This is a genomic window from Ruegeria sp. CE6, from assembly GCF_056537485.1.
Genome location: NZ_JBQFRR010000007.1, coordinates 17,316 through 44,160 on the forward strand (window position 1 = coordinate 17,316; position 26,845 = coordinate 44,160).

Below are 26,845 nucleotides of genomic sequence, written 5' to 3' on the forward strand. Positions count from 1 at the left end.
TTCATAAAAGGTCCGCCATGGAGAAAGTGAACGCTCTAATAAGCATTTGTCGGTAAAGATCATGACCTAAGACCCAACTTCCCTCCAGCGTTTAGGAGAATCCGTCGTTTGATTCCTGACCTTATGCGGCCTTGGTTTCCAGTCTCGATTTCGTTGCAAATTCCTGCGGCGTGAGATTGCCGAGGGATAAGTGGGGTCCGTATTGGTTATAGTCCTCCTTCCAGGCTGTGATCTTCTCGCGGGCTTCCTTCTCTTCCAACGAACGGATCGCACCATCAAACCCTGGGATCAAACACCCGGATCTGTGTTCAAGATTCTAGACAAAGCAAGATCTGAACTGAAGCCGAAAGAATTTGCCCAAACGGTTCGAAAAGAGCCAGATGCTTTTGCAAAGTACTATGGACAATGAAAGGACACTCACGCATCAAGGAAGAGACCAAGTTCCTATTTCCGTCACTGGCAGCCTGTATGAGTGATGCGGCAATGAGTGAGACAGATATCCAGCATACAGCCAAAGTTCTGGATCTTGTAAACTTCCCTGATCGGGCTGGATTGTTCAAAAGCATCCAGGAGCACTGGCAAAGAAGTCAGGGGTTTGCACTGGCGACATTGAACCTCGACCACATTGTGAAGATGCGTGGCAACCCTGACTTCTTCCAATCTTATAAAGCGCATAGTCATATTGTAGCAGATGGAAACCCGATCGTGTGGCTCTCGCGGATGGCGGGGCGGGAGGTTGATCTGATGCCGGGATCCGAGTTGATAGAGCCTCTGGCCGAAATGGCCGCTCGCGATAATGTACCTGTGGCGTTTTTGGGAGCCACACCTGAAACACTTGATCGGGCGGCACAGAGATTGACTATCCAATACCCAGGATTGCGTGTGGTTGAACAGATTGCGCCCCCTTTTGGGTTTGATCCCCAGGGGGTGAAGGCTGTTTCCTATCTTGAAGCAATACGACAGTCCGGAGCGCAACTGTGCTTTCTGGCTTTGGGGGCGCCCAAGCAGGAACAATTGGCGATTGAAGGGCGCAGGCATGCTCCTGGCTGCGGATTTGTCTCAATCGGTGCTGGGCTTGATTTCATCGCGGGTAGCCAGACTCGTGCACCCAAATGGGTAAGGACACTGGCGCTAGAATGGGTATGGCGTATGCTGAGGAACCCAAAGCGCCTAGCTGGGCGCTATTGGCAATGTATTCTGATTTTACCGGGGTTGGTGCGCGAGGCGCGACGGATTGGGAGACAGAATTGACAAGCGATCCATCTGGCATTTCGGCGACCGCCCCGGACTATCGTAAATGCCCCACGCACAGGGCCCACCGAAGAAAGCGAACGCCTTGTCGTGCGCATCGAACACTATCTCCTGTGTCTCTCGGGGATAACCTCAGTGGACATGCACGAACAGCTATGACATGACCTATGAGTGTGACAATGCCACATAGTGGAATAAGACATTTGTGACGATGAAATTGGTACCTCTTGCAATCCCAGAGGTGATCCTGATCACGCCCAGACGGTTTGGTGATCATCGCGGGTTCTTCGAAGAAACCTACAACGTGAACAGTTTTACCGATGCGGGCATCGATACGGTCTTCGTTCAGGATAACCACTCGCTTTCCGGTGCTGTTGGCACAATACGTGGCCTGCATTTCCAAGCGCCTCCAAGAGCGCAGGCCAAGCTGGTTCGCTGTGGGCGCGGACGCTTTTTTGACGTCGCCGTAGACATCCGCAAAGGTTCTCCCACCTTCGGCGATTGGGTCGGCGCAGAACTCAGTTTTGAAAACGGTCGAATGTTGCTGGTGCCCGCCGGGTTTGCTCATGGCTTCATGACATTAGAGCCGGAGACCGAGATCATCTATAAATGCTCCGACACCTACGCTCCGGAAACAGAAGGCGCCATTCGGTGGGATGATCCCGATATTGGAATTAATTGGCCGCTGGACCTAGCCGAACCGCAATTGTCAGATAAAGATAAAGCAGCTCCATTTTTGCGAAATATAGATACTCCGTTTGTGATTGAGGATGGTGAATGAAAATTATGGTCACGGGCGGTGCCGGTTTTATTGGCTCTGCTGTCATCCGCCGCGCAATTGCTGAAGGCCATGCGGTCGTCAATATCGATGCTTTGACCTATGCGGCCTGTCTGGAGAATATCGCTTCCGTTGCGGATGTGCCTGAATACGCATTCGAGCAGGCTGACATCCGGGATGCGGGGGCGATGGCGGCGATCTTGAACAGGCACCAGCCGGATGTAATCATGCATCTGGCCGCCGAAAGCCATGTCGACCGCTCGATCGATGGTCCTGCGGCCTTTATCGACACCAACATCACCGGCACCTATGTCCTGTTGGAAGCCGCGCGCGCCTATTGGATCGGTGCCGGCAAGCCCGAGAGCTTCCGCTTTCATCATATCTCAACCGATGAAGTGTTCGGATCTTTGGGCAAGACCGGGTTTTTCACCGAAGACAGCCCCTATCAGCCCAATTCGCCTTATTCGGCCTCGAAGGCCGGGTCCGACCACCTTGTCCGGGCCTGGCGCGAAACCTATGGCCTGCCGGTGGTTCTGACCAATTGCTCGAACAATTACGGCCCCTATCAGTTTCCGGAAAAACTCATCCCGGTGGTGATCCTGAACGCGCTGGCTGGCAAACCCATCCCGATCTATGGGGCAGGGGACAACATCCGCGACTGGCTGCATGTCGAAGACCATGCTGAGGCACTGCTGTTGGTGCTGGAAAAAGGTGAGCTGGGCCGCAGCTACAATATTGGCGGTGAGAACGAGATGACCAATCTCGATTTGGTCAAAATGCTCTGCGCGATACTCGATCGGTTGAAGCCGGGCAAAACGCCCTACGCCGATCTGATCACCTTTGTCACTGACCGCCCCGGTCATGATCGTCGCTATGCCATCGACCCAGCCCGTATTCGGAACGAGTTGAACTGGCGCCCCTCTTACACACCTGAAACCGGGTTGGAACAGACGGTTCAGTGGTATCTGGACAACGGCGCATGGCTGGCTGCTCTGCAGAACCGCAGCGGCGTGGGAGAGCGGCTCGGGGTGGCCGAATGAAGGCACTGGTCTTCGGCCATAGCGGGCAGGTTGCTACGGAACTGCGCCGACGCGCGCCGACGCACGGCATCTCGGTCGAGGCGCTGGACCGCTCCCAAGCGGACCTGTCTGATCCGCAGAGCTGTGTTGACGCTATCCGAAGCACGGATGCGGATGTGATCATAAACGCCGCAGCTTACACGGCGGTCGACAAGGCCGAGGATGAGCCCCAGCTAGCCCGGGTGATCAACGGGGATACACCGGGGGCTATGGCGCGCGCCGCAGCAGAGCGTGATTTGCCCTTCCTACACATCTCAACCGACTATGTGTTTGACGGGGCGGGGGATATGCCCCGCACCACGCAGGACCCGACAGACCCTTTGGGTTCTTATGGCCAGACCAAGCTGGTGGGAGAACACCAGATTTCCCAAGCGGGTGGGTGGTATGCGATCCTAAGGACAAGTTGGGTGTTTTCGGCCCACGGACACAACTTTGTCAAAACCATCCTGAGGCTGGCCGAGACCCGTGACACGCTGACCATCGTGGCGGATCAGATCGGGGGGCCGACACCGGCAGCTGATATTGCCAAGACGCTGCTGGCCATAGCCAAAACCGGACGGCAGGCCGAAGGCGGGCTGTTTCACTATTCCGGGACACCCGATGTCAGCTGGGCCGGTTTCGCGCGCGAAATTGTCTCGCAGGCGGGGCTGGCAACCCAGATCACCGATATTCCGACAACAGATTACTCGACCCCGGCCCCCAGACCGCTGAATTCACGGCTGGAGTGTTCGCGGCTCAATGACATTTACGGGCTTGGGCGGCCTGACTGGAAAGCCGGATTGGCGCAGGTGCTGGCCGATCTGAAGGTTGCAGATAGCCCTGCCTTGAAAGGATAGATCATGCAACGCAAAGGTATCATTCTGGCTGGCGGTTCGGGTACTCGGCTGTATCCGATCACAATGGCGGTCTCAAAACAGTTGCTGCCGATCTATGACAAGCCGATGATCTTCTACCCGCTGAGCGTGCTCATGCTGTCGCAGATCCGCGAGATCGCGATCATCACAACACCACAGGATCAGGATCAGTTTCAGCGTCTGTTGGGTGACGGCAGTCAGTACGGCCTGTCGCTTACCTGGATCACTCAGCCTTCGCCTGACGGTCTGGCGCAGGCTTATACTTTGGCAGAGGATTTCCTTGCAGGTGCCCCGTCCGCGATGATCCTGGGTGACAATATCTTCTTCGGCCACGGCCTGCCGGATTTGCTGCGCGAAGCAGATCTACAAGAGCGTGGTGGATCTGTGTTCGCCTATCGCGTTGCCGACCCCGAACGTTATGGTGTGGTTGATTTCGAGGGTCAGAAAGTACGCGGCATCATCGAGAAGCCGAAAGTACCACCCTCAAACTACGCGGTGACCGGGCTCTATTTCCTTGACGGCGATGCCCCTGCCCGTGCCCGTCAGGTCCAACCGTCCGAGCGGGGCGAGCTGGAAATCACGTCCCTGCTGGAGATGTATCTGAACGAAGGCTTGCTAAATGTTCAGACCATGGGCCGTGGCTTTGCCTGGTTGGATACCGGTACACATGGGTCGCTGCTGGATGCGGGAAACTTCGTGCGCACACTTACAGACCGGCAAGGGATGCAGACCGGCAGCCTGGATGAGATCGCCTGGGCTAACGGCTGGATTGATGATGAAGCGCTTGAAGAACGGTCCCGGCTGTTTGCTAAGTCTACTTATGGTAAGTATCTAAAACTACTTCTGAATTGATATATGTGAAGTATCTCGATTGGTTTAAATTGTTGTTCTCGTTTAACACGTTTACAAAATCTATGGCTTTGTTGCACAAACTTGGGGATTCACTCTATGAACACAGCATGTTAGTGATTGCCGTTTACGGGTTGTCTGTATTGCAGTGTTCGCCTCCAGGAGCTCTTTGGACCAGCTGTATTAGAGGCTCTGTGCAATGCTTTCACAGCGGCAGAACTCGGCATGCTATCCTCACCCTTCCGGCCATCCGGAAAGGCCTGATCTTTTCTTCTGCGGAATACTGTTTGCGGGTCGCACGGCGAATGTCCTTTACGACCTTCTCACCGTGGCTCAGCTTGGTTCCGGGTTGCTTTCTCATCTCCACTCCTTGGCGGTTACGATGAGCCAGAAACCCTCTCTAATCAAATCACCTTCAACTGTCCCATTGGTGCTGACGTCAGACATGGCCCATCGGAAACACTCTGTTTCGAATAACCCTACCCATTTAATCCGAGCTCCAAGTGCTTTATCTTAAACGTGTCAAAAGGGCCGTTATAGTCCGTTGGACGAGAATATTGTATGCATTGGGCTCGAACCGGAATATCGTGCCCGGCCAACGGACCAGAATATTTGGATCAGTATCTTGAAAGCGGATCTTTATCTCCAACATTTCCAGTTTCGGGAGCGTCCGTTTGCGCTGCCACCAGATCCGGATTTCATGTTCTGGTCCAAAGGCCACAAGCGTGCGTTCTCGGTGCTGGAATACGGATTGGTGACGCGCGCACCGATTACTTTGCTGACAGGTGAGGTTGGCGCGGGAAAGACCACGTCGCTTTATGCGCTGCTGGAGCGCATCGACAATGATGTGGTGGTGGGGCTCATCTCCAATGGGCAGGGCGGGCGCGGCGAGCTTTTACGCTGGGTGCTCAACGCCTTTGACTTGCCGTACGACACTAATGCCGACTATGTGGAGCTTTACCAACAATTTGTCGATTTCCTGCTGGGGCAATATGCAGATGGTCGATCGGTCCTGTTGATCCTTGATGAAGCGCAAAACCTTTCCGAAGAGACATTGGAGGAGTTGCGCATGCTCACCAATGTCAATTCCAGCAAAGACGAATTGTTGCAACTGATCCTGATTGGCCAGCCGGAACTGCGTGACATGATTTCGCAGCCAGAGTTCAGCCAATTCGCACAGCGCGTCTCTGTCAGCTATCATCTGGGGGCCATGGATGCAGTATCCAGCTGTGACTACATCATTTCCCGCCTTCGGCATGTCGGGGGCAGCGGCCAGGAGTTCACTGAAGCCGCTCTGAACAAGATTTATGACTATAGCGGTGGGGTGCCGCGGATGATCAACAAGATTTGCGATTTGGCGCTGGTCTATGCTGCCAGCGCTGATCAGGCGCGTGTCGATGAGGCAACGATCGAGGAATTGATCGCCGATGGCGTGATCCTGAAGACAGTAGCTGCGCCTGTGTCATTGGCGGATCATTACGTCTTGACTGGAAAATCTGCCAAATGAACCTGCCATTTCGATTTTACTGGTCTCTCTTCAAGCGGCGCCTGCCGGTCATGATGGCGCTGTTTCTGATCTGCTCCGGGCTTGGGGTTGTCACAGCCTTGCAATTGCCGCCGACATACATGTCCTCAGCACGATTGCAGGTGGATCCGCCGCAAATCCCCGATGAAATGGTGGTATCTACGATCCGAACCGAAGTGGCCGAGCAGTTGCAGTTGATAGAAGAACAGCTGATGACACGGGCCAATCTCATTGATATCGCCCAGAGACATCAGGTCTTCGAAGGCATGGCTGCAATGACGCCCGACCGAATTGTGCAGGCGATGCGGGACAGTACCAGAATCCTTCGCAGTGGTGGGCGCGGTCAAGCCTCCCTGATGGCCATCCAATTTGATGCCAGAGACGCCCAAATCGCGGCAGATGTCGTTAATGATTATGTGACCCTTGTGCTGGAGGCGAATAGTTCTTTCCGACGCGAGCGGACAGAAAACACTTTGTCTTTCTTTGAACAGGAGGCCGCGCGGCTTGCTGGAGAAATAGAAGAAGAATCCAGTCGGATCATCGCCTTCAAGAATGAAAATGTCGACGCTCTTCCAGAAGATCTCAGCTATCGGCAAGATCGCCAATCCACATTGCAGGAGAGGCTTGGTCGGCTTGAGCAGGACCGGGCTTCCATTGTTAGTCAGCGAAGTGAGATGATCGCCGTTTTTGAAGCAACCGGGCGGCTTGGTTCCGATACGCGACGAGAACTTTCGCCAGAAGAGCAGCGCCTGCAGCAACTCGAGCTTCAACTGGCGGAGGATTTGACCGTTTATTCCGATTCCAATCCGCGGGTTGTTCAACTGCGCAGACAGATTGAGCAGTTAGAACTCGCAATCTCCGGAGGGGATCCCGGGGATTGGCAGGAGGGGACGGAGGCAGAGCCGACGTTTCTCGACATCACACTGGCAGAAATGGATTCACGCATCGAAGAGATCGATCTGGAGATTGTGCGCGTGAACGAAGAATTGGAGCGACTAAGTCGCGCAATTGCCGCCACGGCCACCAATTCGATTACGCTGGAGCGTCTCGAACAAGATCTCGAAAGCGCCCGAACCCGCTACAACTCAGTGTTGGGCAATCTTAACCAAGCTCGCATGGCAGAGCGAATAGAAATCAATGCGCAAGGCGAGCGTATTAGCCTCATCGAAGGCGCCAGCGTACCGCAGGAACCGTCTGGGCCGGCACGCAAAAAAATCGCGGTGATGGGAGGCGCTGTTGGTGGCGCATTGGCGCTGGCATATTTCATGCTTCTTGAACTGCTCAATCAGCGGGTGCGCCATCCTGCAGAGTTGCAGTCCCGGTTTGAAATCGTGCCCATTGGCGTCATCCCCTATCTGGAAAGCCGGGGAGAGAAATGGCGGCGGCGCCTGCTTAGGCTGAGTGCTTTGGCTATTGTGATAGTAGCTGTGCCAGCGGCGCTTTATTACGTACATACTGAATATGTGCCGCTCGAGATATTGGTGAACCGGGTTCTGGTCCAGATGGGCCTGGCTTGAAAGACGCCACGGTTAGAAGGGTAAAGCTGGATGGAAAAATTGCAGGCCGCTCTCGCGAAGGCGCGCGCCGCACGCCATGAGGCTACCGAGACCGTACGCCCAGGTCCCGTTCTGCGAGATCAACACGTGCGCAAGCCTTCCAAATCTAATACGACAGAAACCATCTGGGAGGCATTGCCCCGCTTTGACCTGTCGCCTGCGGTGCTGCGACAGCACCGGATCATCGCGGGCGAGGCAAACAGTGATGCCACCCCTTTTGACCTTCTACGCACCAAGATTATTCTTCAGATGGAGCAAAACGGCTGGTCGCGTCTGGCGATCACTTCGCCGGAACCATCTTGTGGCAAGACCACGTTGGCCTGCAATCTTGCACTGGGTCTGGGACGGCATACAAGTTCGCGCACAATGTTGTTTGATCTCGATCTTGGCTCACCCTCGGTGCATGAGTTTTTCGATCTCAAGATGCGCTATGGTCTGCCGGAAGTGCTCACGGATATGATCGCCTTTGAAAAACAGGCGGTGCGGGTGACAGACAATGTGGCTGTGTCGATTTCACCTCATCCCGAAAAAGACCCCACGCGTTTTCTGATGATGGACCGCACAGCTGAGTTTCTCGATGACATCCAACGCGACTATGCTCCCGACATCATGATCTTCGATCTACCCTCAGCCCTTTCTTCTGACAAAGCTTTGGCGTTCCTCAAAAATGTCGATTGCGCTTTGATCGTGGCACGGGCGGAATATACCAAGTTCAAAAAGCTTGATCGGACTGAAATCGAGGTTGCCGCCAATACCAATGTCTTGGGAGTGGCATTAAATGGCTGCCGCCGTGGCACACTCTCTGACAGCGATCTGAGCTGATGTTTGGCAGAGGCAGGGTTTGACAGGAACAGTGAAGCCCTGAAGGCAAACGCTCCTACATAGAGCAGTTTAACATACAAAAGACTGCAGAACCGAATAGGCGACCATGATTAGGACCAAATCTATGCCTCCCCGAATCTTGAGGCGACTGCTTCTGACATTCATGCTTTGCTTGGGCCTGACGGCCTGTAAGTCCGTTGAAGAGCGCGCCGAAGCCTATTTCGCCTCAGCCCAAGAACTAATCGAAGAAGGGGATCTCGACCGGGCGGCGGTCGAGTTACGCAATGTCTTTGAACTGATGCCCAACCATGTCGCAGCGCGCGAAACCATGGCAGCTTTGATGCTGCAGAAAGACGACAAGGAGGCCGCCTATGGCCAGTATCTGCGGCTGGTCGAACAGGTGCCTGATCATGTCGAAGGGCGCACGGTACTGGCAGAGATTGCATTTGCGGCACGCAACTGGGAAGAGTTCTCCCGCCATGCAACCGAGGTGATTGCTCTCGCGCCTGACGCGCCGCGCACTGAGATGATCGCGCTGGCCTTGCAATATGAGCAAGCGTTGGAGGCGCGCGATGGTCCAGCACGAGATGCCGTGCGCGATCAGGCTGCGGGTCTGGCACAAGAGGCCCCGGATAATGACATCCTGCAGTTGATCCTCTTTGACGCCTATGTCCGCGACGGGGCCATCGATCAGGCCTTGGTACAGCTGGAGAGAATGATCGCCAAGCAGCCGGACAATCGCGATCTCTATACGCAAAAACTTGTCCTGCTCGAACGGCAAGGCGACTTCACAGCACTTGAAACACAGCTACGCGACATAGTCATCCGGTTTGCCGAGGATGATGAACCTAAGACCCAACTCATTCAGTTCCTGCTGGCCCGGGGCGAGCCTGACAAGGTGGAAGCCTTTCTCCGCGAGGTGTCGGATCCGGCGGCAGAAGACCCTACGCTTTTCATCGATCTAGTGCGTTTCATAAACCAGAGACAGGGGCCAGACGCCGCACGCGCCGAGCTGCGCGCTGCATTGGAGGTCGCAGCGGACCCAGAACGGATACAGATCATTCTTGCGGCCATCGATTTCGAAAACGGCGCAGAAGACACGGCGATCGAAACGCTGCAAACAATGCTGGAAGGCACCGAAGAAGACTCCGACACAGCCAACCGCATCCGCATCACACTGGCCCGGATGTTGCTTCAGACCGGCAACGAGACCCGCGCGCGCCAACTGGTGGCAGACACGCTCGAAGCAGACAGCGACAGTGTCGAAGCGCTCAAGATGCAGGCGGCCTGGATGATCCAGGACGACAAAGCGGACGAGGCCATCGCCACGCTGCGTCTAGCCCTTGATACGGCGCCCGATGATGTCGCCGCCATGGACCTGATATCCCAGGCCTATGCGCGCGCTGGCAATCACGAACTGTCCCGCGATTTCCTTGCGCTGGCGGTGGATGCCTCCGACAATGCGCCTGAACCGTCTTTGCGCTATGCCCGGGTTCTGGCAAGTGACGAACGCTATATCGCGGCGGAAGAGGTTTTGATCCCGGCCCTGCGTCGGGCACCGAACAATGCGGATATTCTGGTGCTTCTGGGCGAAGTCTATCTGGCTGCGGAAGATTACGCGCGCGCTGACAGCGTGATCGCGCGCCTGCGCCGCATCAGCACAGAGCGGACCCTTGCAGTGGCGGATGCGCTTCAGGCCCGGCTTCTGGGCAGCCGCGAAGGCGTCGAACAGGCGCTTGGATATCTGCGCGAACTCGCGGAGCGGGAAGACGCCAGCCTCAACACTCAGATTGCGCTTCTGCGCGCACGCCTCAGCAGCGGGCAAACAGAGGCAGCCCTGAGACAGGCTGAGGCGCTTGTCGCGGAATATCCTGACAATGCAGCCCTGCGTTTCATTCTGGCCACCTCACATGCCGCCAATGGCGCACTGGATGTGGCGGAAAATCAGATTCAGATCCTGGTGGAAGAAGATCCCAGACGGGGTCGGGCTTGGGTCCAACTCTATCGCCTCCAGCGCCTTCAGGGAAAAGACGACAGCGCCTCACAGACCCTGCGTGACGGGCGCGCCGCTCTGCCCTACAACCGCGAACTTCTTTGGGCGCAAGCCGGGGAATTGGAAGCGGCTGGCGATATTGACGGCGCCATTGCCAATTATGAGCTGCTTTATGAGCGCAATTCCAACGACCTTGTTGCCGCCAACAATCTCGCCAGCCTGCTGACAAACCACAAGACAGATGACGCCGGCCTTGAACGCGCCTGGGCTGTAGCCCGGCGCCTGAACGGCACAGATGTGCCCGCCTTTCAGGACACTTATGGCTGGCTTGTCTTTCGCCGCGGTGAGGCGGAAGAGGCCCTGCCCTATCTCGAAAGCGCCGCCGCAGAATTATCGCAGGATCCAATCGTTCAATTCCACCTCGGCCAGACTTACGCCGCTTTGGAGCGCGATGAGGACGCCATCGCACAGTACCGCCGGGTACTGGAGTTTGCGGGGGAAGACGACCCCCGCCCGCAGGTAGCCATCGCCCGCGACGAGATCACGCGGCTGGAAGCACTCCCACCTGCGGAGGAATAGTCTGGCCCGCGCCGCTTTCAGTTTTGGGGCACCCCGCTTGGTGGATAAGATGTGACCACTTCCCAAACGGTCTCCTGCATCAACCTCGCCGCTTCGGGACCTGGGTCAGCAGCCGGACTACCATCAGCCAGTTGCAATTGGTGAGGCAAGCCAACGGGCGAGCGCCCATAAAGTACAGCGTAGTGAGTGAGCGCCACGAGATAGCCACCGTATTCACTGAAGTGGATGTTGTCATGGAACAGATCGTTGCGATCACGGATGGGCCCAACCCCGCCAGCAGCCTCAACCTTGCGCACAAAAGCTGCCATGACCTGCCCGGCTGGGATGACATAGATCGGCTTGTCGACTTCTTCATAGGCCAGCGTGCGTTTGAGAATCTCGCCTTCCCAATAAAGACTCAAATCCCGGTCGAGCCGTGTGAGCCAACCCTCCGGATCATCCAATGGATGCCAGGTTTCATAAAGGTAAACACGTGTCTCTGGATTGCCCTCCCAAGCGGCGACGGCCCAGTTGCGCAGATATTCATGCGGCGCGAAATACTTGATCATATCCTTGATCTCGACCGCTTCGGTCAACACCACCGCGTCATAGTCGCCTGACGCCATGGCTTCCTTTGCATCCCGAAAGGCGGGAGGACCGTTAGACTCTTCAAACCCATTGATCACCACATCTGGCTCCCAATGCGCACGTAGCGGCGTCCCCCAACCAAGCTGACTGTTGAAACTGTGTCCCTCGCTGCCGCCCTGTTCCGCCAATTGCTGCAACATCCCCGGCATGTATGGTCCCACGAGACTGTGCCCCAGATGATAGACATTGAGTGGGCCCTCGGGTGCCGATGCAGGCCTATCGTAGATCATGCTGAATTGCGCTTCGTCCACCGGATCAGGCGTGCTGCAGCGGTTGACCAGGCCGCAAGCGGATAGAAAAAGTAGCAATAGTGGCGTGAGTTTTCGTTTGATGCGATGTAAAATCATGTTCGTATTCGTGTGCGTGTTTAATGGTAAAATGAACCCTATTGGATATGTGCAGCGGTAATTAGTTCATTGCAAGGTATACATTCTGGAATCGATTTCATAACGGGATACACAGATCTTCATGACCAACTCGGGCAAGCTACTAATTTATGCGCCAGTACCATTAGTGCAAACCGATTCCGGACTGTATCTTGAGGATCAAGCTTGCAATGGGCTGAGGCTCTGGGCGGAACATTTTGATGAATTGATTACGATGCACCCCGTCTCTCATACAAAGTTGCCAGACGCTTGGGTGCCAATCAATAACGTTGGGCCAAACTTGGATCGCATTCGTATCTTGCCTCTGCCAACGGCCTATCGTCCTGATCAGTTTTTTCGCCACTATCGAGCCACCCGGAATCTAATACGCGCGGAGATCGACAAAGCTGACTACGTAGCCTTCTCCATCGGTGGCCTTACTGGAGATTGGGGATCGGTTGGGGCTTGGCAGGCCCATATGGCGGGTCGACCCTTTGCGATCTGGACCGACCGGGTGGAATCTGAGGTAACCCGCCGCACAGCGTCTAGTAACCCGCTCTGGCATCGCCGGATCAGAGCGCGGTTAGAACATCGGCCCATGTGGGAATGGGAAAAATTTATCATCCGACGCGCGGCTCTGGGCCTGTTTCACGGCAAGGAAACCTATGAGACCTATGCCCCCTATTGCCGCCAACCACAACTCGTGCACGACATCCACATCAAGGCCTCGGAACATCTCCCTCCCGAAGCTCTGAAGGCTAAGGTTGTCGCTGCGAACAATGGGCCCCTGAAGATCGTCTATACAGGAAGGGCGAGCGCGATGAAGGGTCCGCAAGACTGGGTGGAGGTTCTTGAGACACTTGCCAAGCGACAAGTGGATTTCCAAGCCACATGGCTGGGTGATGGACCGGATCTAGCAGACATGAGGGCGCGCGTCGCCAACGCAGGCCTTGAGAGCCACGTCACCTTCACAGGTTTCGTGAATGACCGCGCTGCGGTTTTCGACCACTTGCGACAGGCCCATATTTTCCTTTTCTGCCACAAGACGCCGGAATCCCCGCGATGCCTAATCGAAGCGCTGGTCTCTGGCACGCCGATCGTCGGCTATAGCAGCGCCTATCCCGAGGATCTGATTTCGACTCATGGTGGAGGACAACTCGTTTCACTGAACAATGTCGCTGCCCTGAGTGAAACAGTGCAGTCGATTGCTGGAGATCGGTTACTCCTCGGAGACATGATGGCCCGAGCCTTGCGGGATGGAGAGGGTTATACCGACGATGCGGTCTTCCAGCACCGCTGCGAGATCATTAAGAAGTATCTTTAAACAACGGGTTGCCCGGGAAGGTCGTCTTGTGGTGACCTTCCCCCGCAGCCCGGATCAATGGGTAGCTTCACCGGGTTTGTGCGACAAAGCCACGAACATGTTTCATGCAAACATATCATAAGGGTTCGATATGAAGTATCTTTTATTCAATACGTTGATGAGTATGAAGAAGCCATTTTCCGATGCGGCTCGCGAACGTCGCCAAGCTCAGTTTTTGAAGCGTATGAAAATTAAAGGCGGCGAACGCATCATCGACTTAGGGGGAACGGTAGAATTTTGGAGAGGTTTCCCTGTCCCTCTGAAACTGACAATCGTAAATCTGCCAGATCCTGAGAAGACGGTTGATGCAAGTCACGAGTTGCATGAGATTGAAATTTTGGACGGAGACGCATGTGACGTAAACTTTGCCAATGACTTGTCTTATGACATAGTTTTTTCCAATAGTGTGATTGAGCATGTTGGTGCGATCGACAAGCGTAGAGCGATGGCTGAAGAGGTCTTGAGACTGGCGCCAAGCTACTGGGTTCAAACTCCTTCTATTTGGTTTCCAATTGAAGCTCATTGCAACATGCCGTTTTGGTGGGCCTATCCTGAGTGGTTAAAACGCCGATTAATTTCTCGTTGGTATAAGAAATTGCCTGCTTGGACGGACATGGTGGCCGGGACAACTGTCTTACTGAGAGCTGAAATTTTGTCTTTGTTCCCTAATTGCATACTGTGGACGGAATGGAAGTTTGGGTTCCCCAAGAGTTACGTGGCCTACAAACCTCCGTCTAACAGCAAGGGCCGGGTTTCAGAGCAGATGTAGGCGCCGAAAGCCAGTCCATTCATTGCAGCCTAGCTTGAGCTCGTACCGAGACGGAACTCAAATGGTGAAAAACGCGCTTTGGGTTAGAGTTGTGCTGGGGAAAAAGCCCGTTCGCTTAGTCGTAGTCGCCTTGGCAATCAAAATTGCTCGAACCGTTTGGGCTATATTGGCGCACGGGCGAACTTATCATCCATATCGTTCAGAATCGAACTAAATCCAGAAATTTAGAATGACAAAATAGGATTTGAGACGATGCGTCCAAAACCCGGAACATCCCTCGTTGTTCATTTCACTCCGGGGTGCGTCAAGAGTTTAGACCCAGTTTATCCCGCCGGTGCAAACCGAGGCAATGGCGGTTCAATCGCCATCAGCGCATCCAGCAGCCTTTCTTCCGCTGCTGCATCACTTTCACCTGGTCTAATCGGCGTGCTCAACCGGATGAGTGCCCCATCTGTCCGCCCTTCTCGGATGCCGTCCACCATCAGCCAGAACTTTGCTGCTAGATCCCATGCTACCTTTCGGCCTTTTTGGTCGAACCAGTAGAAAACCATCATCCGCGCCTCGCCGTGCTGAACGATTGCGCGGTTGATCATGAAGGGCGTCGCGCTGCCGACTTCTGCAGCGATGTCGGTTCGTTCCAGCCAGGCGATCTCCCAGCCGCTACCGGGCAGGCATATCTCAGGCGAATGAACGCCACCCCGACCCTGATCCGCATACCAGGCCATGAAAAGTCCGACCTCAGCGCCATCCGCTCGGGTCATATTGACCTGGCGGTAGTCGTCGGCGCCAAGCGTCTCCTCCACAACTGGGTCAAGCCGCTGATGGGGGGTTGTGCGCCAGTCGCCGAGGGTTCGGGGAAAAAGTGCAAAGCGTTCACGGGCCACTTCGATCTGGCCGCGTTCGGGGATCATCTGCCATGTTGCGACGGCCCCGGCGGCCAGAATGGCGGCCGTGATTAGTGCGGCTGAAGGCTGAACCAAACGTATGCGTTTGGCTTGAGTCCAAAGCCCGTCCGTTTCCAGATCCAGAGCCTCGGTAAGGCTCATCTTCACGGGGTTAAAGAACAGCATAATCCGGGCAAGAACAAACAGAAGCAGCACACAGGCAACAAAGATCACCCATCCTTCGAAGAAATGGGTAAACCCGTCCAACCAGTCGAGCCCGTAGTAGTTGACGACGGTTCCCGCGATGGCGATGCGGACCGAGTTCATGATGACGGTGATCGGTGCGGCCGCGATCAACAGTATAGCTTTGTGCCACATCGGGCCCTTGTAAAGGATGGCAAAGATGTAGCTGAAGCTGAGGATCGGAAAGAGGTATCTGAGCCCAGAGCAGGCCTCGGCCACATGCAGTTTGGTGACGCCCAAATCAATGATGTTGCCGTCAAGAAAGACCGGTACGGACAGAAGCCCTAGCATCCATACGCCCAATTCGGATGAGATCAGCTGCAGCCAGGTAGACATCTTGTAATAGAGCGTGTCGGGCAGCGGTAGCATGTAGACAAGATGCAGTACCGGCGGCCAGAAGTGTTTTCCGGTGGACCAGCCAAAGCTGATCAAAAGAATGCCGCCGACCCAAAGGATCAGCGCATAGGCGGCCATGTCGTCGATATTAGCCAGCCGTGCCAACGCACCAAAAACGAGTGCCAATGCCACGACTGCCACTCCGACCCAACGATCACCAATGGGTCCGGGCCGTTCGGGGTAGTCTTTGAGTTGGCGGAGGAAAAGAAGCCCGGACAGAACCGGGATCAACGGAGCGTGTGAGTACTCTGGCAGGCCCCAGGCAATGCGCAGCGCATCAAGTCCTGGTGATAGAAATATGAACGCCCCCACCGTCGCCACCAAAAGCCATAAAAGGCCCAAGTGCAGGCTTTTACCTACACGGTAGTTCAGAACGGTTTGGGCTGCGGATTCAGTCATGAGGATCTGTTTATCTGGTCGGGCCGGGTTGCCGTATCTTGCGGAAGCTATGTCATCCTAAGCGTAGTCATTAAAGCTTTTCAAACGCCCACCAGACAAAATCATGTCATAGATCTTCATCGTCTAGGCGGCTTTTGTGTTAGAAGTACATAGATTGACAGCATAGCCTTCGCGGCGGTGGAGAAATGTTTCAATGGCCTTGAGCTTGGTTCGAGGCTACGATTTACTCAGCACATGGCGAAATTTGTTCCTCATTGCCGGAGAGGTCACCATTGCACGCGAGTATTTGTATCCGACCGCCGGTAATGAAGGCCATATAAAGTTACAGTCTCCTGCAAGGATCAGAACACGGGGGCGAGATATAAAAGATTTAATAAACCTATATACCTCACACATTATGGATAGGCCGGACAAAACACTGAAAGATTTTGCAAACTGCCTGATTGTTTATGACTGACCGCACCTATGTCCTAATCTCTCCATGCCGGAACGAAGCGGCCTATATGCGGCGCACGCTCGACAGTGTGGTGGCGCAAACCGAGACGCCGTCGCTCTGGGTGATCGTCGATGACGGCTCAACCGATGGGTCGATGGATATTCTTACCGAATATGCCGCAAAGCATGACTGGATACGCATCGTCTCCGCGTCCGACCGCGGGCATCGGGCCGTTGGTCCTGGTGTGATTGACGCGTTTTATGCAGGGTTAGACACTGTTTCACTGGAAAATTATGCCTATCTTTGCAAGCTCGACGTCGATCTGGACCTGCCGCCGCGCTATTTCGAATTGCTGATCGAACGGATGGAGACTGACCCGCGGCTCGGCACCTGTTCGGGCAAGCCCTATATTCGTCAGGATGGCAAGCTGATCTCGGAGCGCCGTGGTGACGAGATGAGTGTCGGTATGACCAAGTTCTACCGCCGTGAATGCTTCTCCGATATCGGCGGCTTCGTACGCGAGGTCATGTGGGACGCCATCGACTGTCATAAGGCGCGCCAGTTGGGTTGGATTGCGCGTTCGTGGGATGACCCCGACCTGAGGTTTGAACATCTGAGGCCCATGGGGTCGAGCCAAACCTCAATCTATACCGGTCGCCGCCGCCACGGGTTCGGGCAGTATTTCATGGGGTCCGACCCGCTTTTCTTTTTGGCGACGGCAATCTTTCGGATGACCGACAGGCCATATGTGCTGGGCGGGTTAGCCACAGTGCGGGGTTATCTGGGGGCCTGGTTTCGGGGGGAAAAGCAGCTCGATGACCCCGAGCTGCGCGCTTTCATTCGGGCCTATCAGCGTCGGGCGTTGTTCAAAGGCAAAGCTCGGGCGATTGCAGAGCAGGAGGCCGCAAAAGCCCGGGCGTGGTCGCTCGGCTCAACTTAGTCCGCATACATCTCCAGCCAGCTCTGGAACATCAGCACATTCCACAGCTGATGACCCCAATTGTGGGTCCCAGCTTGGTGTTGGGACCAAAGCTGCCCGACCAGGACGGGGTCCAGGTATCCTTCTCGGGCCAAGCGCTCGGGGGCCAGCAGGGCAGCGGCCCAGTCCTTGAGCCCTCCGCGCAACCATAGGCCGATGGGAACTTCGAAACCCATCTTCGGGCGCTCGATCAATTCTCGGGGGACGTATCGGTGGAGCACCTGTCTGAGCAGCCATTTCGATTGGCCGCCGCGGACCTTCATGTGAAGGGGCAGCCCCCAGGCAAACTCGGCCACTCGATGATCGAGCAGGGGCGCGCGGCTTTCCAGTGCCACAGCCATGGTCGCCCGATCGACCTTGGTCAGGATGTCGTCAGGCATATAGGCCAACATATCCAACTGCATCATCCGTTCGATCACACCCAGATCGCCACGCGGAGGGAGATGATCAGCCAGGATCGAAGGCGGGTTGGAACCGCCAATGACTGCGGCCTCTGGGAAGCGCCAAACCGATACCATCTTGCGGTGCAGTTCATCTACGTTGTGGCTCGCGGCATAATTGGCCAAGCGATGCAGACGCTGACCGTTGGGTTCCTTGCCTTGCGGAGTTGCGCGGATGGGCTCGATCAACTGGTTCAGAAGCGTTGCGGGGAGAGCGCGAACGGCCCCCGCCCCAAGACGACGTAATTGGGAGGGCATCAATGCCAGCTTTCCGAGCAGCGCCGCGCCTTGCTGATAGCGGTCGTAACCGCCGAAAAGCTCATCTCCACCGTCGCCAGAAAGCGCCACCGTAACGTGTTGGCGCGCCAGTTCGGCAATTAGGAACGTCGGAATTTGAGAACTGTCGGCGAAAGGTTCGTCATAGATAGTAGGCAATCGAGGGATCACGTCGCGCAGGTCTGTGTCGCCTACATAAAGTTCTGTGTGGTGCGTGCCTAGATGTTTCGCCACATCGGCGGCGAATACGGCCTCATTATAGCGGGCTTCGTGGAAACCGATGGAAAAGGTATGTACCGGCTTGTTTGATAGGTGCTGCATCAGCGCCACGATGGTCGAACTGTCGATGCCGCCCGACAAGAAGGCCCCAAGCGGCACGTCTGACATCATCTCGTTGCCGACAGCATCCAGCAGGAGTGCTTCAAGCTGGTTGATGGCCTCAGCATCAGTTGGCACCGGGCCGCGGGGAGCGGCAGCAATGGCACCCCCGTTCCAGTAAAACTTGCGGGCGAAGCCGGGGGCTGTCAGCGAGACTTCGGCCATCTCGCCCGGACGCAGCTTCATCAGCCCTTCATAGATCGTCAGGTCTTCGGGGACATGACCGTGGCGCAGCATCGCCACCAGCGCGTCGCGGCGCACTTCGGCGCGGAACGCGGGATGCGTGCGCAGTGCTTTGAGTTCTGACCCGAAGAGGAATAGTGCGTCTTTTCCAGTGCCCTGCCAGCCATAGTAAAGCGGTTTTTCCCCCAAACGGTCGCGCGCCAGCAGAAGCTTCCTCTCCTCGCGGTCCCACAGCGCGATGGCAAACATGCCTTGGGTACGCCGGATCGTTTCTTCGAACCCCCAGACCTCGAAGCCACGCAGCATGACTTCGGTATCGGATGTACCGCGCCATTCCGGCGCCTTACCTGTGTCTTCCAATTCGGTTCGCAGGGCTCGGTGGTTGTAGATCTCGCCATTGTAGACCAGTTGGTAACGCCCGGTTGACGACACCATCGGTTGGTGTCCCGCAGGTGACAGATCGACGATGGCCAGTCGCAGATGGCCCAGGGCAACGCCTACCTCCTCATCGACCCAATGGCCCTGGCTGTCAGGACCGCGATGAGCAATGGCACTCATCATCGCCTGAACGCAGGTCGGAGCGTCCTGTACCTGAGGGCGACCCGGAGGCCAGAGAAAACCGGTGATACCGCACATAACGTGGTCTTAATACCTTAACAAATTTCCCTAGTCTTAATGCCGGGGCGGAGAACATGAGGCAAGCGTACAGTCTCTTGCGCGGACAATCTGTTTTTATGATGCTTCTTGCGCGCCGCGAGACGGGTATTGTGGTCGCTGGTTGCCAAAAAAATCATCATAAGCGATAGGTTGGGTTTCATCGGCGTCACCAAGCGCCGAGGAGCCGGGCAGGGGGGCATAAGTATCAAACATACCGGGGGTATTTAGTGTGGCTGTTTGTGCGCGAAGATCGACTGTAGATGACTGATAGCCTCTCTCGCGGGGAGTGAAGAAAACATTGACAGAACTGGAAAGTGGGGCGTCACCGATCATTGGGTCATCAGTTCCCGTTTGATAGACAACATTGTTGGCGACCGTGATGTTATTGAAATGGTCCTGCCAGTTCACAAATATTGCCATATTGTCAGCAACATCCCATTGATATGCGTCTCGTCGGAGCCGGTTCACGAACGTATTATTTAAAATAGAAATCGGAGCGGAGTTGTTGTCTGGGGATGTGGAAGAACCGCCATTATGTCCGTCCAATAAAATAAATGCATGAGGGTTCGTGGTTCCAAGAGATTGTTCAGAATCCGGCAGAACAAAAACGTTGTTTCGGATGGTGGTGCCCCCAAAACCGAAATTTACGAGATTGGCAGTTTGATACCCTCCAACCACGTAATTTTTTTCAAACAAAGCATTTATGGGACGCTTTTTCTGACCTTCACCCGGCCCCATTGTCACAACATTGTAACCTCCCTCAAAGGCATTCGCCTGGCAGTTGATTTTGGCGCCCTCGAAAGAGCTTGCATTCAATCGTAAGCACGGCTGCGTCGCAATAATTTTGCCATTTCCAGACCATCCTTGTCGAATAAAGAAATCAGAATTTTGAATGATCGAAACAACAGCATTTCCCGCCAATCGAGCCCCCCATCCTCCATTGCCGGTTGAATCGATCAGAGCATTGACATCAGATATGATTGAAGAGCCGGTGATGGCAAACCCTTCAAAGCTGGCGTCTAGAACCGCCGTACCAAAGTTGGTGACAACCGTATCGTTCAAAACGACAGAATGACCACCTTCGGTTTGGCCTACAATAATTGCAGCCAGAAGACCTGAAACGGAGCACCCATCCAACAATGCCAAATGCGGTGGGTTATTAAACCAAGTGAACAGGATGGGGTGCTCTCCGCCCAGAACCGAGGTTGAATCAAACCCGGACTCAAGAACCACATTTTGCCAAACCATATCTTTGGAAGGGTTTGGGATTCTTGGGGCGATGTCGTTCCAGAAAACCCCTCCTGTACAAAAAACCAGCGGCCTGTCAGCATTGCCGTCTCCTGCGACAATATGGAAGGATGGGGTATGTCCGCCAAACCCAGGCGAAATGCCGGAGAAGGTATATTCTTCGCCCCGATTTAACACGATCCTTTTGGGTGCCGCTTCTTGCCCTGCAATATTGTCGTTAAAAACGCTGCTGATATCGCCAGTTTTAAGGCGCCGAGCCCGAGGCGGAGAATGTTCGAAATTGCCGGAGGGGCTGAGAAAAAGCGTGTTTCGGGCTGGAAATACGGCGCCAGGGTCTTCGATCACGATATCGGTTGATGCTGTGGCTGTCTTTCCCGAAGCTGGTTCGATGACGAAAACCGAAACGCGATAGCTGCCCGGAGTGCGAAACGTATGTGAGACCCAAGGGCCATATGCGACACCGGCGTTTAGGTGTTTACTAGGCAGGTTCTCTGGCGCCTGGAAATCGTATGGATCATCAAAGTCCCAAAAATAGTATAAGTCATGAAACCGGCTGTCATAGATTTGACCAGCGGTTGGCGCCACAGCGTCAAAGCCATCGACCGTCACTTCAAAAAAGACGGCATCGGGGGACACCTGCCAAACTGAGCGGCGCATAACGGTAATTTCAGCTGTAGCACCTTCAGACATGTAGGGGACTCCCGGCTGGAAATTTTACCTTGTTAGCAAGCGTTAATCTGATGAGAAACACAACCCTATTTAAGTTGCGGGCTCGTATGAAGCATTTTAAGTGATCGTGTTTCTTGACGGCGCCAGTGCCTGAAATTGTGTCACAAGTTGGATTGGTGACAGACAGGATTGGTGACAGTGTCAAAATCTTCGTGTACCCACTGGGCGTTGCTTTTGAATGCTGGGCGCGGGGCGGCTCCAAAATGTTCGGATATATCGTCCTGTATACTTGGCCGCTAGTCGTATTCGCCTTTTTCCGCGTCTGGTCTCCGGCCGTCGCGTTATTGGCGGCAATCATCGGGGGATATCTGTTCCTACCGACGGGATTGTCTCTTGACTTGCCCGGCTTACCAGCCCTGAACAAAGATACGATACCAGCAACTGCGGCTTTTATAGCTGCAATGATAACTTCAGGAACGACTACACCAACGAGCCTGCCGGGCTGGCTCCCCAAAAAACGTTTGCCAATACTTTTGATCGTTATTCTGATTTTGGGTACATGCTTGACAGTTTTAGCCAACAGACACCCATTGTTCTATGGGCCTCTCGTCTTTCCGGCTCTCCGAGTCTGGGACATTCTTTCGACATTGCTTTCAGCTGTAATGATGCTTCTGCCTTTCATTCTCGGACGGAAATATTTAGCACATCCGGAGAAGCAATGGCTTTTTCTGAAGGCGCTTGTCATTGCTGGAACTGGATATTCGCTACTGGCTCTATATGAAATTCGGATGTCGCCGCAGCTTAATTTCATGATTTATGGGTATTTCCCGCACGCATGGGAACAACATATTCGCCCGGGCGGTTATCGCCCACTTGTTTTCGTGCAGCACGGCCTTTGGTTGGCGATGTTCTTCGCTATGTGTGTCTTGGCTGCCGGCGGACTTGCCAAATACGTCAAAGAGAAAAGAGGGCGTGTCTACCTCCTGCTTTGCGTTTGGTTATTGATGACGTTGTTTCTATCAAATTCTCTTGGGGCGTTTTTAATCGCAGCGATCCTGATAGTTGTGATGTTTGTTCTGAACGTCAGATTGCACTTTGCGATTGCTGCAGTGTTTTCTGGCATTGCTCTGCTTTATCCGATGCTTCGTGGTGCTGATCTTGTACCTGTCAATACTATCATTGAATGGGTTACAACCTTGAGCGTTGATCGAGCAGATTCCTTGGAATTTCGGGTAGTTAACGAAAATTATCTGTTGGAGAAGGCGCGCGAACGACCGCTGTTTGGATGGGGCGGGTGGGGTCGCAGTTTTGTGTATGATCCAGCCACCGGTGAAGGCATCAGTCTAATTGCTGATGGGTATTGGGTGGGGGTAATTGGTGTAGGTGGATGGGCGCGATACCTATCCGAGTTTGGATTGCTTTGTCTCCCGGCCCTAGTACTTTTTTTCAGAGCCCGGAGATTTGGTCTGGGACCAGAGACGGCTATTCTTTCGTTGGTTTTGGTCGCAAATGTGATCGACTTGCTTCCCAATGCGACAGTAACGCCAATTACCTGGCTTATAACCGGGGCGCTGTGGGGTAGACTAGAACTCGGCCGTGTCGCAACATCCGACACTGAAATGGCACCAGTAGCTGAGCCCAAGCATGCCCTTGCCCGTGCCCGCCCACAGGCACCCCTGCCGCCATCATCACCTGTGCCGGGACCGTCGGCCATGAAATCACGACCTACCAGCCGCTACACCCGGCAAACCAACCGGATCATCCGGAACGGTCGCGGAAGGAAAGGAACTGACGCATGACAGGGCAACCGACGGTTGGGGCCGTCGTCATAGGCCGTAATGAAGGGGATCGATTGGTGCGGTGCCTGGCCTCAGCCACTGAACAAGCAGATAGGGTTGTTTATGTGGACAGCGGTTCAACTGATGGCAGTCAACAGGCCGCGAAAGCCGTAGGCGCAACATGTGTCGAATTGGACCAAAGCCAACCCTTCACAGCGGCGCGCGCACGTAATGCCGGGTTCGATATCTTGCAAAAAGACCCGGTGCCGGTGCAATTTGTGCAATTCATCGACGGAGATTGCGAATTGCAACCAAGTTGGATCGAAGCCGCACGATCCTTTCTGGCGGAAACGCCGACTGCGGCCGTCGCCTGTGGTCGCCGCCGTGAACGCTTTCCCGAAGCGTCGGTTTACAATCGGCTTATTGACCAGGAGTGGGATACGCCGGTGGGACAGACCAGAGCCTGTGGTGGAGATGCGCTGATGCGCAGCAAAGCCTTGTCGGCTGTTGGCGGTTTTGATCCGGCCCTCATAGCGGGGGAAGAGCCTGAATTATGTGTCCGCCTGCGCGCAGCGGGTTGGTCGATCTGGCGGCTTGATGAGGAAATGACGTTGCACGACGCGGCTCTGACCCGGTTTGCGCAATGGTGGAATCGGAACCGGCGTGCGGGCCACGCATATGGGGAAGGGGCGGCCATGCACGGGTCTCCGCCCGAACGCCACTGTGTGCGGGAGACCCGATCAGCTCTCGCCTGGGGGGCTGTGTTTCCCCTGCTTGTTGTGACGGGTACACTTGTGACATCTTGGTCGCTCGCGTTACTTTTAGTCTGGCCCGCTCAGGTGCTGCGCCTGGTATCGCGTGGTATGGACCCGACCCGTGCCCTGTTTATAACACTGGGTAAGATCCCTGAGGCACAAGGTGTCCTGGGCTATTGGTGGGACCGTTTCCGCGGACGCCGGGCAAAGTTGATAGAGTACAAATAGGATCTTACCGCCCGGCAAAGGGCAAAATGTCAAAAACGCTTGGGTTCATCCAGATTGTAGCCATTACAATTCCACAGGAAGCAATCAGAAAAGCGAGGTCTTGTTTGGGGTACCACCCACTGTAAGGCCGGATAAAATAGACCAGAAATGGATAGGAAAAAATATCAACGATAACAGGAGCCAAAGCTGCACCGATCAGACCAAACTTGCTGACCATAGGCAACAACACCAAGATACGAGCAATTGCGGTGCCTGTTGTGAATATGGTGAAATCGCGCGAGTTTCCATTCGCCAATAGTATCTTATCGTAGCTCATGATGACCTGCCTTGGGATCATCGCCAGACTAAGAAGCACCAGAATTGGCCCTGCAGCGTGGTAACGGGGATCATAGAGAAAAGTTACAGCTAAAACGCCAACCATAGCCAAGACTGCAGCCATTCCAAGTGTTCCCATGGTCAGTAGCATTCGCGCACGTCCAATACTCTTTCGGTTTGCGTCATTGTCTGCGGGCGGTCGGGTACGATAAAGCGGGAACAATATCCGCTCTAGCAATTGCGTGCTGAGTGTGAGCGGGACAGCGGCAAGCATGAAAGCGATGGTGTAGACTGCAAGATCTTCAAGGCTTACATATTTCCCGAGTACCATTCGGTCACCTTGCTGCACAAAGAAGCCTGCAGCAGTCCCAAGGATAATATACTTTCCGAAATGAAAGATTTCCCTAAAAGCGTCGCGCTCCCAAGCAAGTCTGTTTGCGGGCCCGGGCAAGATTGTATGTGAAAGAACAACACGAACGCTGACCCCAACAAGTGCGCCCATTACAAGCGCCCAAACCGAGTTTAGCCAAAGCGCCATAACAATCATGAATACTGTACCAGAAGTTTGTGACGCTAGTTCCATCGCCGTCAAACGGCCTAACGTGAGATGTCGATTAGCGAGATACATTTTCGTCGACTGGAAACCCTGGATGAATGTTGACATCGCCAAAACCGGAATGATGAGACCAAGTTCAGGTTGTTCATAAAATGCGGCAATCGGATTTGAGATAAGACACGCCACAACCCAAAGCACAGCACCTCGAATGACTTGTAACGTCCAGGCGGTGTTCAGGTACTTGGGATCATCGCCTCGCGGACTCCGTACAACGGACGCACCTATGGCCACGTCAGAAAACATTTCGAGCCCGGCGATGACAACCTGCACCAGGGCCATCAGGCCGAACGCTTCAGGAAAAAGAATGCGCGTCAGGATCAGGTTCGACCCCAGGCGGATCAACTGGCTGCTGCCGAAGCCCATGACACTCAGGGCTGTTCCGCGGATTGCCCGCACCTTCAAACCATCACCGCTGAGAACGGACCGGAGCGCTGCTTTCATGATGGCAGCATCCGGAAATCGGGTTGATTTACCATGCCTTAACCGGTTAGCCGTGTCAGATTGATGGATTCCATGAACCGCAGGTCCAGCGCCTGTTCATACTTTTGTGCAGCCTCTGGCAGCACCTGCCCTGAGTGCAGAAGCACCCAATCTGCAAAGGTTAGCTCGTTGCGGGTCCAGATTGTGTCATAGATGTTGATGAACTCGCGGAAAGTTCCTGTCTGTACTTTGTGCCAGAAGAAATCCGTTGTTGCGTAATCGACGAAGGCAAAGCAGTCGCGATAAGCCGTCCAGCTGTCTTCCAGCGTCCAGTTCAACGGACGTCCAATACGTGTGAGGAACGTTGAAGCGATGTAGCTCTCCGCAGCTCCAATCTGGCAAAGCTCACCGATGGGGATTTGGGCATAGATGTCCGACAACGCCTCGGGCCAGTGTTTGGGCAATGGGTCGGTTCGCAGACCGGGCGTCCAGTAGCGCAACATATCCTCCGCATGACCAAAGACGGTCTGATCTGTGACGTGATAGGGCGCGAATTTGAGCGTTCCGTGACCTACGCCGATGATCCGGTGCAGCTGTTCAAATCCGCCTCCGGCCGGAAAGCTGCGCGCAATGGCCGCGAGGAATCCCATGACATTGGGCCGGTACAGCCGCTGATCAGTGCGGGTTTTCATGATCCAGATTGCACCATTCTTATGCGCCTGGATGATCCCGGCACCGGCGCTGACCAGTTGCATGTTGATGTTGAAGAGCCCCGGGGCCGCGGGCTTTTCGGATAACACCACATCGACCCCTTCGGCACGGATGGGGGCAAGATCGGCCTCAGGCGTGTCGTTCCAGGTCGACAGGATTAGCCGCACACCAGGCATGTTGCGGCGATAAATCCGCAGGGTTTCGACAGTGAAATCATCCTGTATGGAGATCGGCCCCTGCATGACGATTGCCATCGGTTCATCCGTGGATTCAGGTTCGGACTGATTGGCGATCTGCCGGCTCAGCTTGGGGCGCTGCGTATATGTTAGAAAATGATCTGATGACCGGGTGATTTGCTCCAGGCTCCACATCAGCAGGCGCCGGGCGACTTTGACCATCACGGTATCGGTCGTATCCATGATGT

21 protein-coding genes and 1 pseudogene are annotated in these 26,845 nt (G+C 54.8%); 14 read left to right on the top strand and 8 right to left on the bottom strand.

Annotated features, from left to right (window positions below):
• Positions 1 to 121: 121 nt before the first annotated feature.
• A complete protein-coding gene (locus ACR0DK_RS19890; protein ID WP_480737789.1) occupies positions 122 to 292 on the bottom strand; it encodes an integrase core domain-containing protein in 171 nt (56 codons plus the stop codon).
• 113 nt (positions 293 to 405) lie between these two features.
• On the opposite strand from ACR0DK_RS19890, the gene ACR0DK_RS19895 reads away from it, so the two are divergent.
• The 5 genes from ACR0DK_RS19895 to rfbA all read left to right on the top strand — a co-directional run bounded on the left by ACR0DK_RS19895 (position 406) and on the right by rfbA (position 4,814).
• A complete protein-coding gene (locus ACR0DK_RS19895; RefSeq protein WP_255612276.1) occupies positions 406 to 1,251 on the top strand; it encodes a WecB/TagA/CpsF family glycosyltransferase in 846 nt (281 codons plus the stop codon).
• A 211-nt stretch (positions 1,252 to 1,462) separates the two neighbouring features.
• Positions 1,463 to 2,032, top strand: a complete 570-nt coding sequence (rfbC, locus tag ACR0DK_RS19900) for a dTDP-4-dehydrorhamnose 3,5-epimerase (RefSeq protein WP_170399786.1) — start codon at positions 1,463 to 1,465, stop codon at positions 2,030 to 2,032.
• Positions 2,029 to 3,069: a dTDP-glucose 4,6-dehydratase gene (gene rfbB, locus ACR0DK_RS19905; protein ID WP_170408827.1), complete on the top strand. Its 1,041-nt coding sequence runs from the start codon at positions 2,029 to 2,031 to the stop codon at positions 3,067 to 3,069. Before rfbC ends, rfbB begins: the two co-directional genes overlap by 4 nt.
• Positions 3,066 to 3,944: a dTDP-4-dehydrorhamnose reductase gene (gene rfbD, locus ACR0DK_RS19910; RefSeq protein WP_170399792.1), complete on the top strand. Its 879-nt coding sequence runs from the start codon at positions 3,066 to 3,068 to the stop codon at positions 3,942 to 3,944. Before rfbB ends, rfbD begins: the two co-directional genes overlap by 4 nt.
• Complete coding sequence (rfbA, locus tag ACR0DK_RS19915; RefSeq protein ID WP_223118741.1) at positions 3,945 to 4,814, top strand: glucose-1-phosphate thymidylyltransferase RfbA; 870 nt, start codon at positions 3,945 to 3,947, stop codon at positions 4,812 to 4,814. It abuts the gene before it with no gap.
• Between the two features lie 183 nt (positions 4,815 to 4,997).
• Here rfbA and ACR0DK_RS19920 read toward each other — a convergent pair.
• Positions 4,998 to 5,172 (bottom strand): annotated as a pseudogene (locus tag ACR0DK_RS19920) (IS3 family transposase); the annotation flags it as partial.
• Positions 5,173 to 5,436: 264 nt separating this feature from the next.
• Between ACR0DK_RS19920 and ACR0DK_RS19925 the strand changes: the two are divergent.
• The 4 genes from ACR0DK_RS19925 (at position 5,437) to ACR0DK_RS19940 (ending at position 11,286) form a co-directional block, all read left to right on the top strand.
• A complete protein-coding gene (locus ACR0DK_RS19925) occupies positions 5,437 to 6,318 on the top strand; it encodes an ExeA family protein (RefSeq protein WP_170567779.1) in 882 nt (293 codons plus the stop codon).
• Positions 6,315 to 7,853 (top strand): GumC family protein, encoded by a 1,539-nt coding sequence (locus ACR0DK_RS19930; RefSeq protein WP_170399527.1) that lies wholly within the window; start codon positions 6,315 to 6,317, stop codon positions 7,851 to 7,853. The genes ACR0DK_RS19925 and ACR0DK_RS19930 overlap by 4 nt, the downstream gene beginning before the upstream one ends.
• 30 nt (positions 7,854 to 7,883) lie before the next feature.
• Entirely contained in the window at positions 7,884 to 8,714 is an 831-nt protein-coding gene (locus ACR0DK_RS19935; protein ID WP_170399530.1) for a CpsD/CapB family tyrosine-protein kinase, read from the top strand.
• A 124-nt stretch (positions 8,715 to 8,838) separates the two neighbouring features.
• Entirely contained in the window at positions 8,839 to 11,286 is a 2,448-nt protein-coding gene (locus ACR0DK_RS19940) for a tetratricopeptide repeat protein (protein ID WP_480737799.1), read from the top strand.
• A gap of 17 nt (positions 11,287 to 11,303) precedes the next feature.
• Here ACR0DK_RS19940 and ACR0DK_RS19945 read toward each other — a convergent pair whose 3' ends face one another.
• Complete coding sequence (locus ACR0DK_RS19945; protein WP_480737802.1) at positions 11,304 to 12,164, bottom strand: hypothetical protein; 861 nt, start codon at positions 12,162 to 12,164, stop codon at positions 11,304 to 11,306.
• A gap of 388 nt (positions 12,165 to 12,552) precedes the next feature.
• On the opposite strand from ACR0DK_RS19945, the gene ACR0DK_RS19950 reads away from it, so the two are divergent.
• On the top strand, positions 12,553 to 13,602 hold the full coding sequence (locus ACR0DK_RS19950; protein ID WP_480437946.1) for a glycosyltransferase: 1,050 nt from the start codon (positions 12,553 to 12,555) through the stop codon (positions 13,600 to 13,602).
• 130 nt (positions 13,603 to 13,732) lie between these two features.
• On the top strand, positions 13,733 to 14,410 hold the full coding sequence (locus tag ACR0DK_RS19955) for a class I SAM-dependent methyltransferase (RefSeq protein WP_170399542.1): 678 nt from the start codon (positions 13,733 to 13,735) through the stop codon (positions 14,408 to 14,410).
• A gap of 323 nt (positions 14,411 to 14,733) precedes the next feature.
• Here the strand turns inward: ACR0DK_RS19955 and xrtD are convergent, their stop codons facing one another.
• Positions 14,734 to 16,332, bottom strand: a complete 1,599-nt coding sequence (gene xrtD, locus ACR0DK_RS19960; protein WP_170399545.1) for a VPLPA-CTERM-specific exosortase XrtD — start codon at positions 16,330 to 16,332, stop codon at positions 14,734 to 14,736.
• Between the two features lie 449 nt (positions 16,333 to 16,781).
• Between xrtD and ACR0DK_RS19965 the strand changes: the two genes are divergently transcribed.
• On the top strand, positions 16,782 to 17,708 hold the full coding sequence (locus tag ACR0DK_RS19965) for a glycosyltransferase family 2 protein (protein ID WP_170567789.1): 927 nt from the start codon (positions 16,782 to 16,784) through the stop codon (positions 17,706 to 17,708).
• On the opposite strand, the gene asnB is transcribed toward ACR0DK_RS19965, so the two are convergent.
• Together asnB and ACR0DK_RS19975 are read right to left on the bottom strand one after the other, a co-directional pair.
• Positions 17,705 to 19,660: an asparagine synthase (glutamine-hydrolyzing) gene (asnB, locus tag ACR0DK_RS19970; protein ID WP_170567791.1), complete on the bottom strand. Its 1,956-nt coding sequence runs from the start codon at positions 19,658 to 19,660 to the stop codon at positions 17,705 to 17,707. The genes ACR0DK_RS19965 and asnB overlap by 4 nt on opposite strands.
• 96 nt (positions 19,661 to 19,756) lie before the next feature.
• Entirely contained in the window at positions 19,757 to 21,619 is a 1,863-nt protein-coding gene (locus ACR0DK_RS19975) for a PKD domain-containing protein (RefSeq protein ID WP_223118725.1), read from the bottom strand.
• 125 nt (positions 21,620 to 21,744) lie between these two features.
• On the opposite strand from ACR0DK_RS19975, the gene ACR0DK_RS19980 reads away from it, so the two are divergent.
• Positions 21,745 to 23,397 (top strand): hypothetical protein, encoded by a 1,653-nt coding sequence (locus ACR0DK_RS19980; RefSeq protein WP_480737807.1) that lies wholly within the window; start codon positions 21,745 to 21,747, stop codon positions 23,395 to 23,397.
• The gene (locus ACR0DK_RS19985) at positions 23,394 to 24,359 is read left to right on the top strand and encodes a glycosyltransferase family 2 protein (RefSeq protein ID WP_170399560.1); all 966 of its coding nucleotides are present in this window, start codon (positions 23,394 to 23,396) and stop codon (positions 24,357 to 24,359) included. Before ACR0DK_RS19980 ends, ACR0DK_RS19985 begins: the two co-directional genes overlap by 4 nt.
• A gap of 4 nt (positions 24,360 to 24,363) precedes the next feature.
• Here ACR0DK_RS19985 and ACR0DK_RS19990 read toward each other — a convergent pair whose 3' ends face one another.
• Together ACR0DK_RS19990 and ACR0DK_RS19995 are read right to left on the bottom strand one after the other, a co-directional pair.
• Positions 24,364 to 25,731, bottom strand: coding sequence for an oligosaccharide flippase family protein (locus ACR0DK_RS19990; protein ID WP_170399563.1), 1,368 nt, complete (start codon positions 25,729 to 25,731; stop codon positions 24,364 to 24,366).
• Positions 25,732 to 25,769: 38 nt separating this feature from the next.
• Positions 25,770 to 26,840 carry a WavE lipopolysaccharide synthesis family protein gene (locus ACR0DK_RS19995; protein ID WP_170399566.1) on the bottom strand — a complete coding sequence of 357 codons (1,071 nt, stop codon included), beginning with the start codon at positions 26,838 to 26,840 and terminating at the stop codon, positions 25,770 to 25,772.
• Between the last annotated feature and the right edge of the window lie 5 nt (positions 26,841 to 26,845).

Bases quoted from the DNA above. Each gene is read 5' to 3' on its own strand.
- rfbD (WP_170399792.1), top strand. From the start codon at position 3,066: ATGAAGGCACTGGTCTTCGGCCATAGCGGGCAGGTTGCTACGGAACTG.
- rfbC (WP_170399786.1), top strand. From the start codon at position 1,463: ATGAAATTGGTACCTCTTGCAATCCCAGAGGTGATCCTGATCACGCCC.
- ACR0DK_RS19990 (WP_170399563.1), bottom strand. From the start codon at position 25,731: ATGAAAGCAGCGCTCCGGTCCGTTCTCAGCGGTGATGGTTTGAAGGTG.
- ACR0DK_RS19975 (WP_223118725.1), bottom strand. From the start codon at position 21,619: ATGTCTGAAGGTGCTACAGCTGAAATTACCGTTATGCGCCGCTCAGTT.
- xrtD (WP_170399545.1), bottom strand. From the start codon at position 16,332: ATGACTGAATCCGCAGCCCAAACCGTTCTGAACTACCGTGTAGGTAAA.
- rfbB (WP_170408827.1), top strand. From the start codon at position 2,029: ATGAAAATTATGGTCACGGGCGGTGCCGGTTTTATTGGCTCTGCTGTC.
- ACR0DK_RS19985 (WP_170399560.1), top strand. From the start codon at position 23,394: ATGACAGGGCAACCGACGGTTGGGGCCGTCGTCATAGGCCGTAATGAA.
- ACR0DK_RS19930 (WP_170399527.1), top strand. From the start codon at position 6,315: ATGAACCTGCCATTTCGATTTTACTGGTCTCTCTTCAAGCGGCGCCTG.
- asnB (WP_170567791.1), bottom strand. From the start codon at position 19,660: ATGTGCGGTATCACCGGTTTTCTCTGGCCTCCGGGTCGCCCTCAGGTA.
- ACR0DK_RS19965 (WP_170567789.1), top strand. From the start codon at position 16,782: ATGACTGACCGCACCTATGTCCTAATCTCTCCATGCCGGAACGAAGCG.
- ACR0DK_RS19895 (WP_255612276.1), top strand. From the start codon at position 406: ATGAAAGGACACTCACGCATCAAGGAAGAGACCAAGTTCCTATTTCCG.
- ACR0DK_RS19955 (WP_170399542.1), top strand. From the start codon at position 13,733: ATGAAGTATCTTTTATTCAATACGTTGATGAGTATGAAGAAGCCATTT.
- ACR0DK_RS19935 (WP_170399530.1), top strand. From the start codon at position 7,884: ATGGAAAAATTGCAGGCCGCTCTCGCGAAGGCGCGCGCCGCACGCCAT.
- ACR0DK_RS19940 (WP_480737799.1), top strand. From the start codon at position 8,839: ATGCCTCCCCGAATCTTGAGGCGACTGCTTCTGACATTCATGCTTTGC.
- ACR0DK_RS19995 (WP_170399566.1), bottom strand. From the start codon at position 26,840: ATGGATACGACCGATACCGTGATGGTCAAAGTCGCCCGGCGCCTGCTG.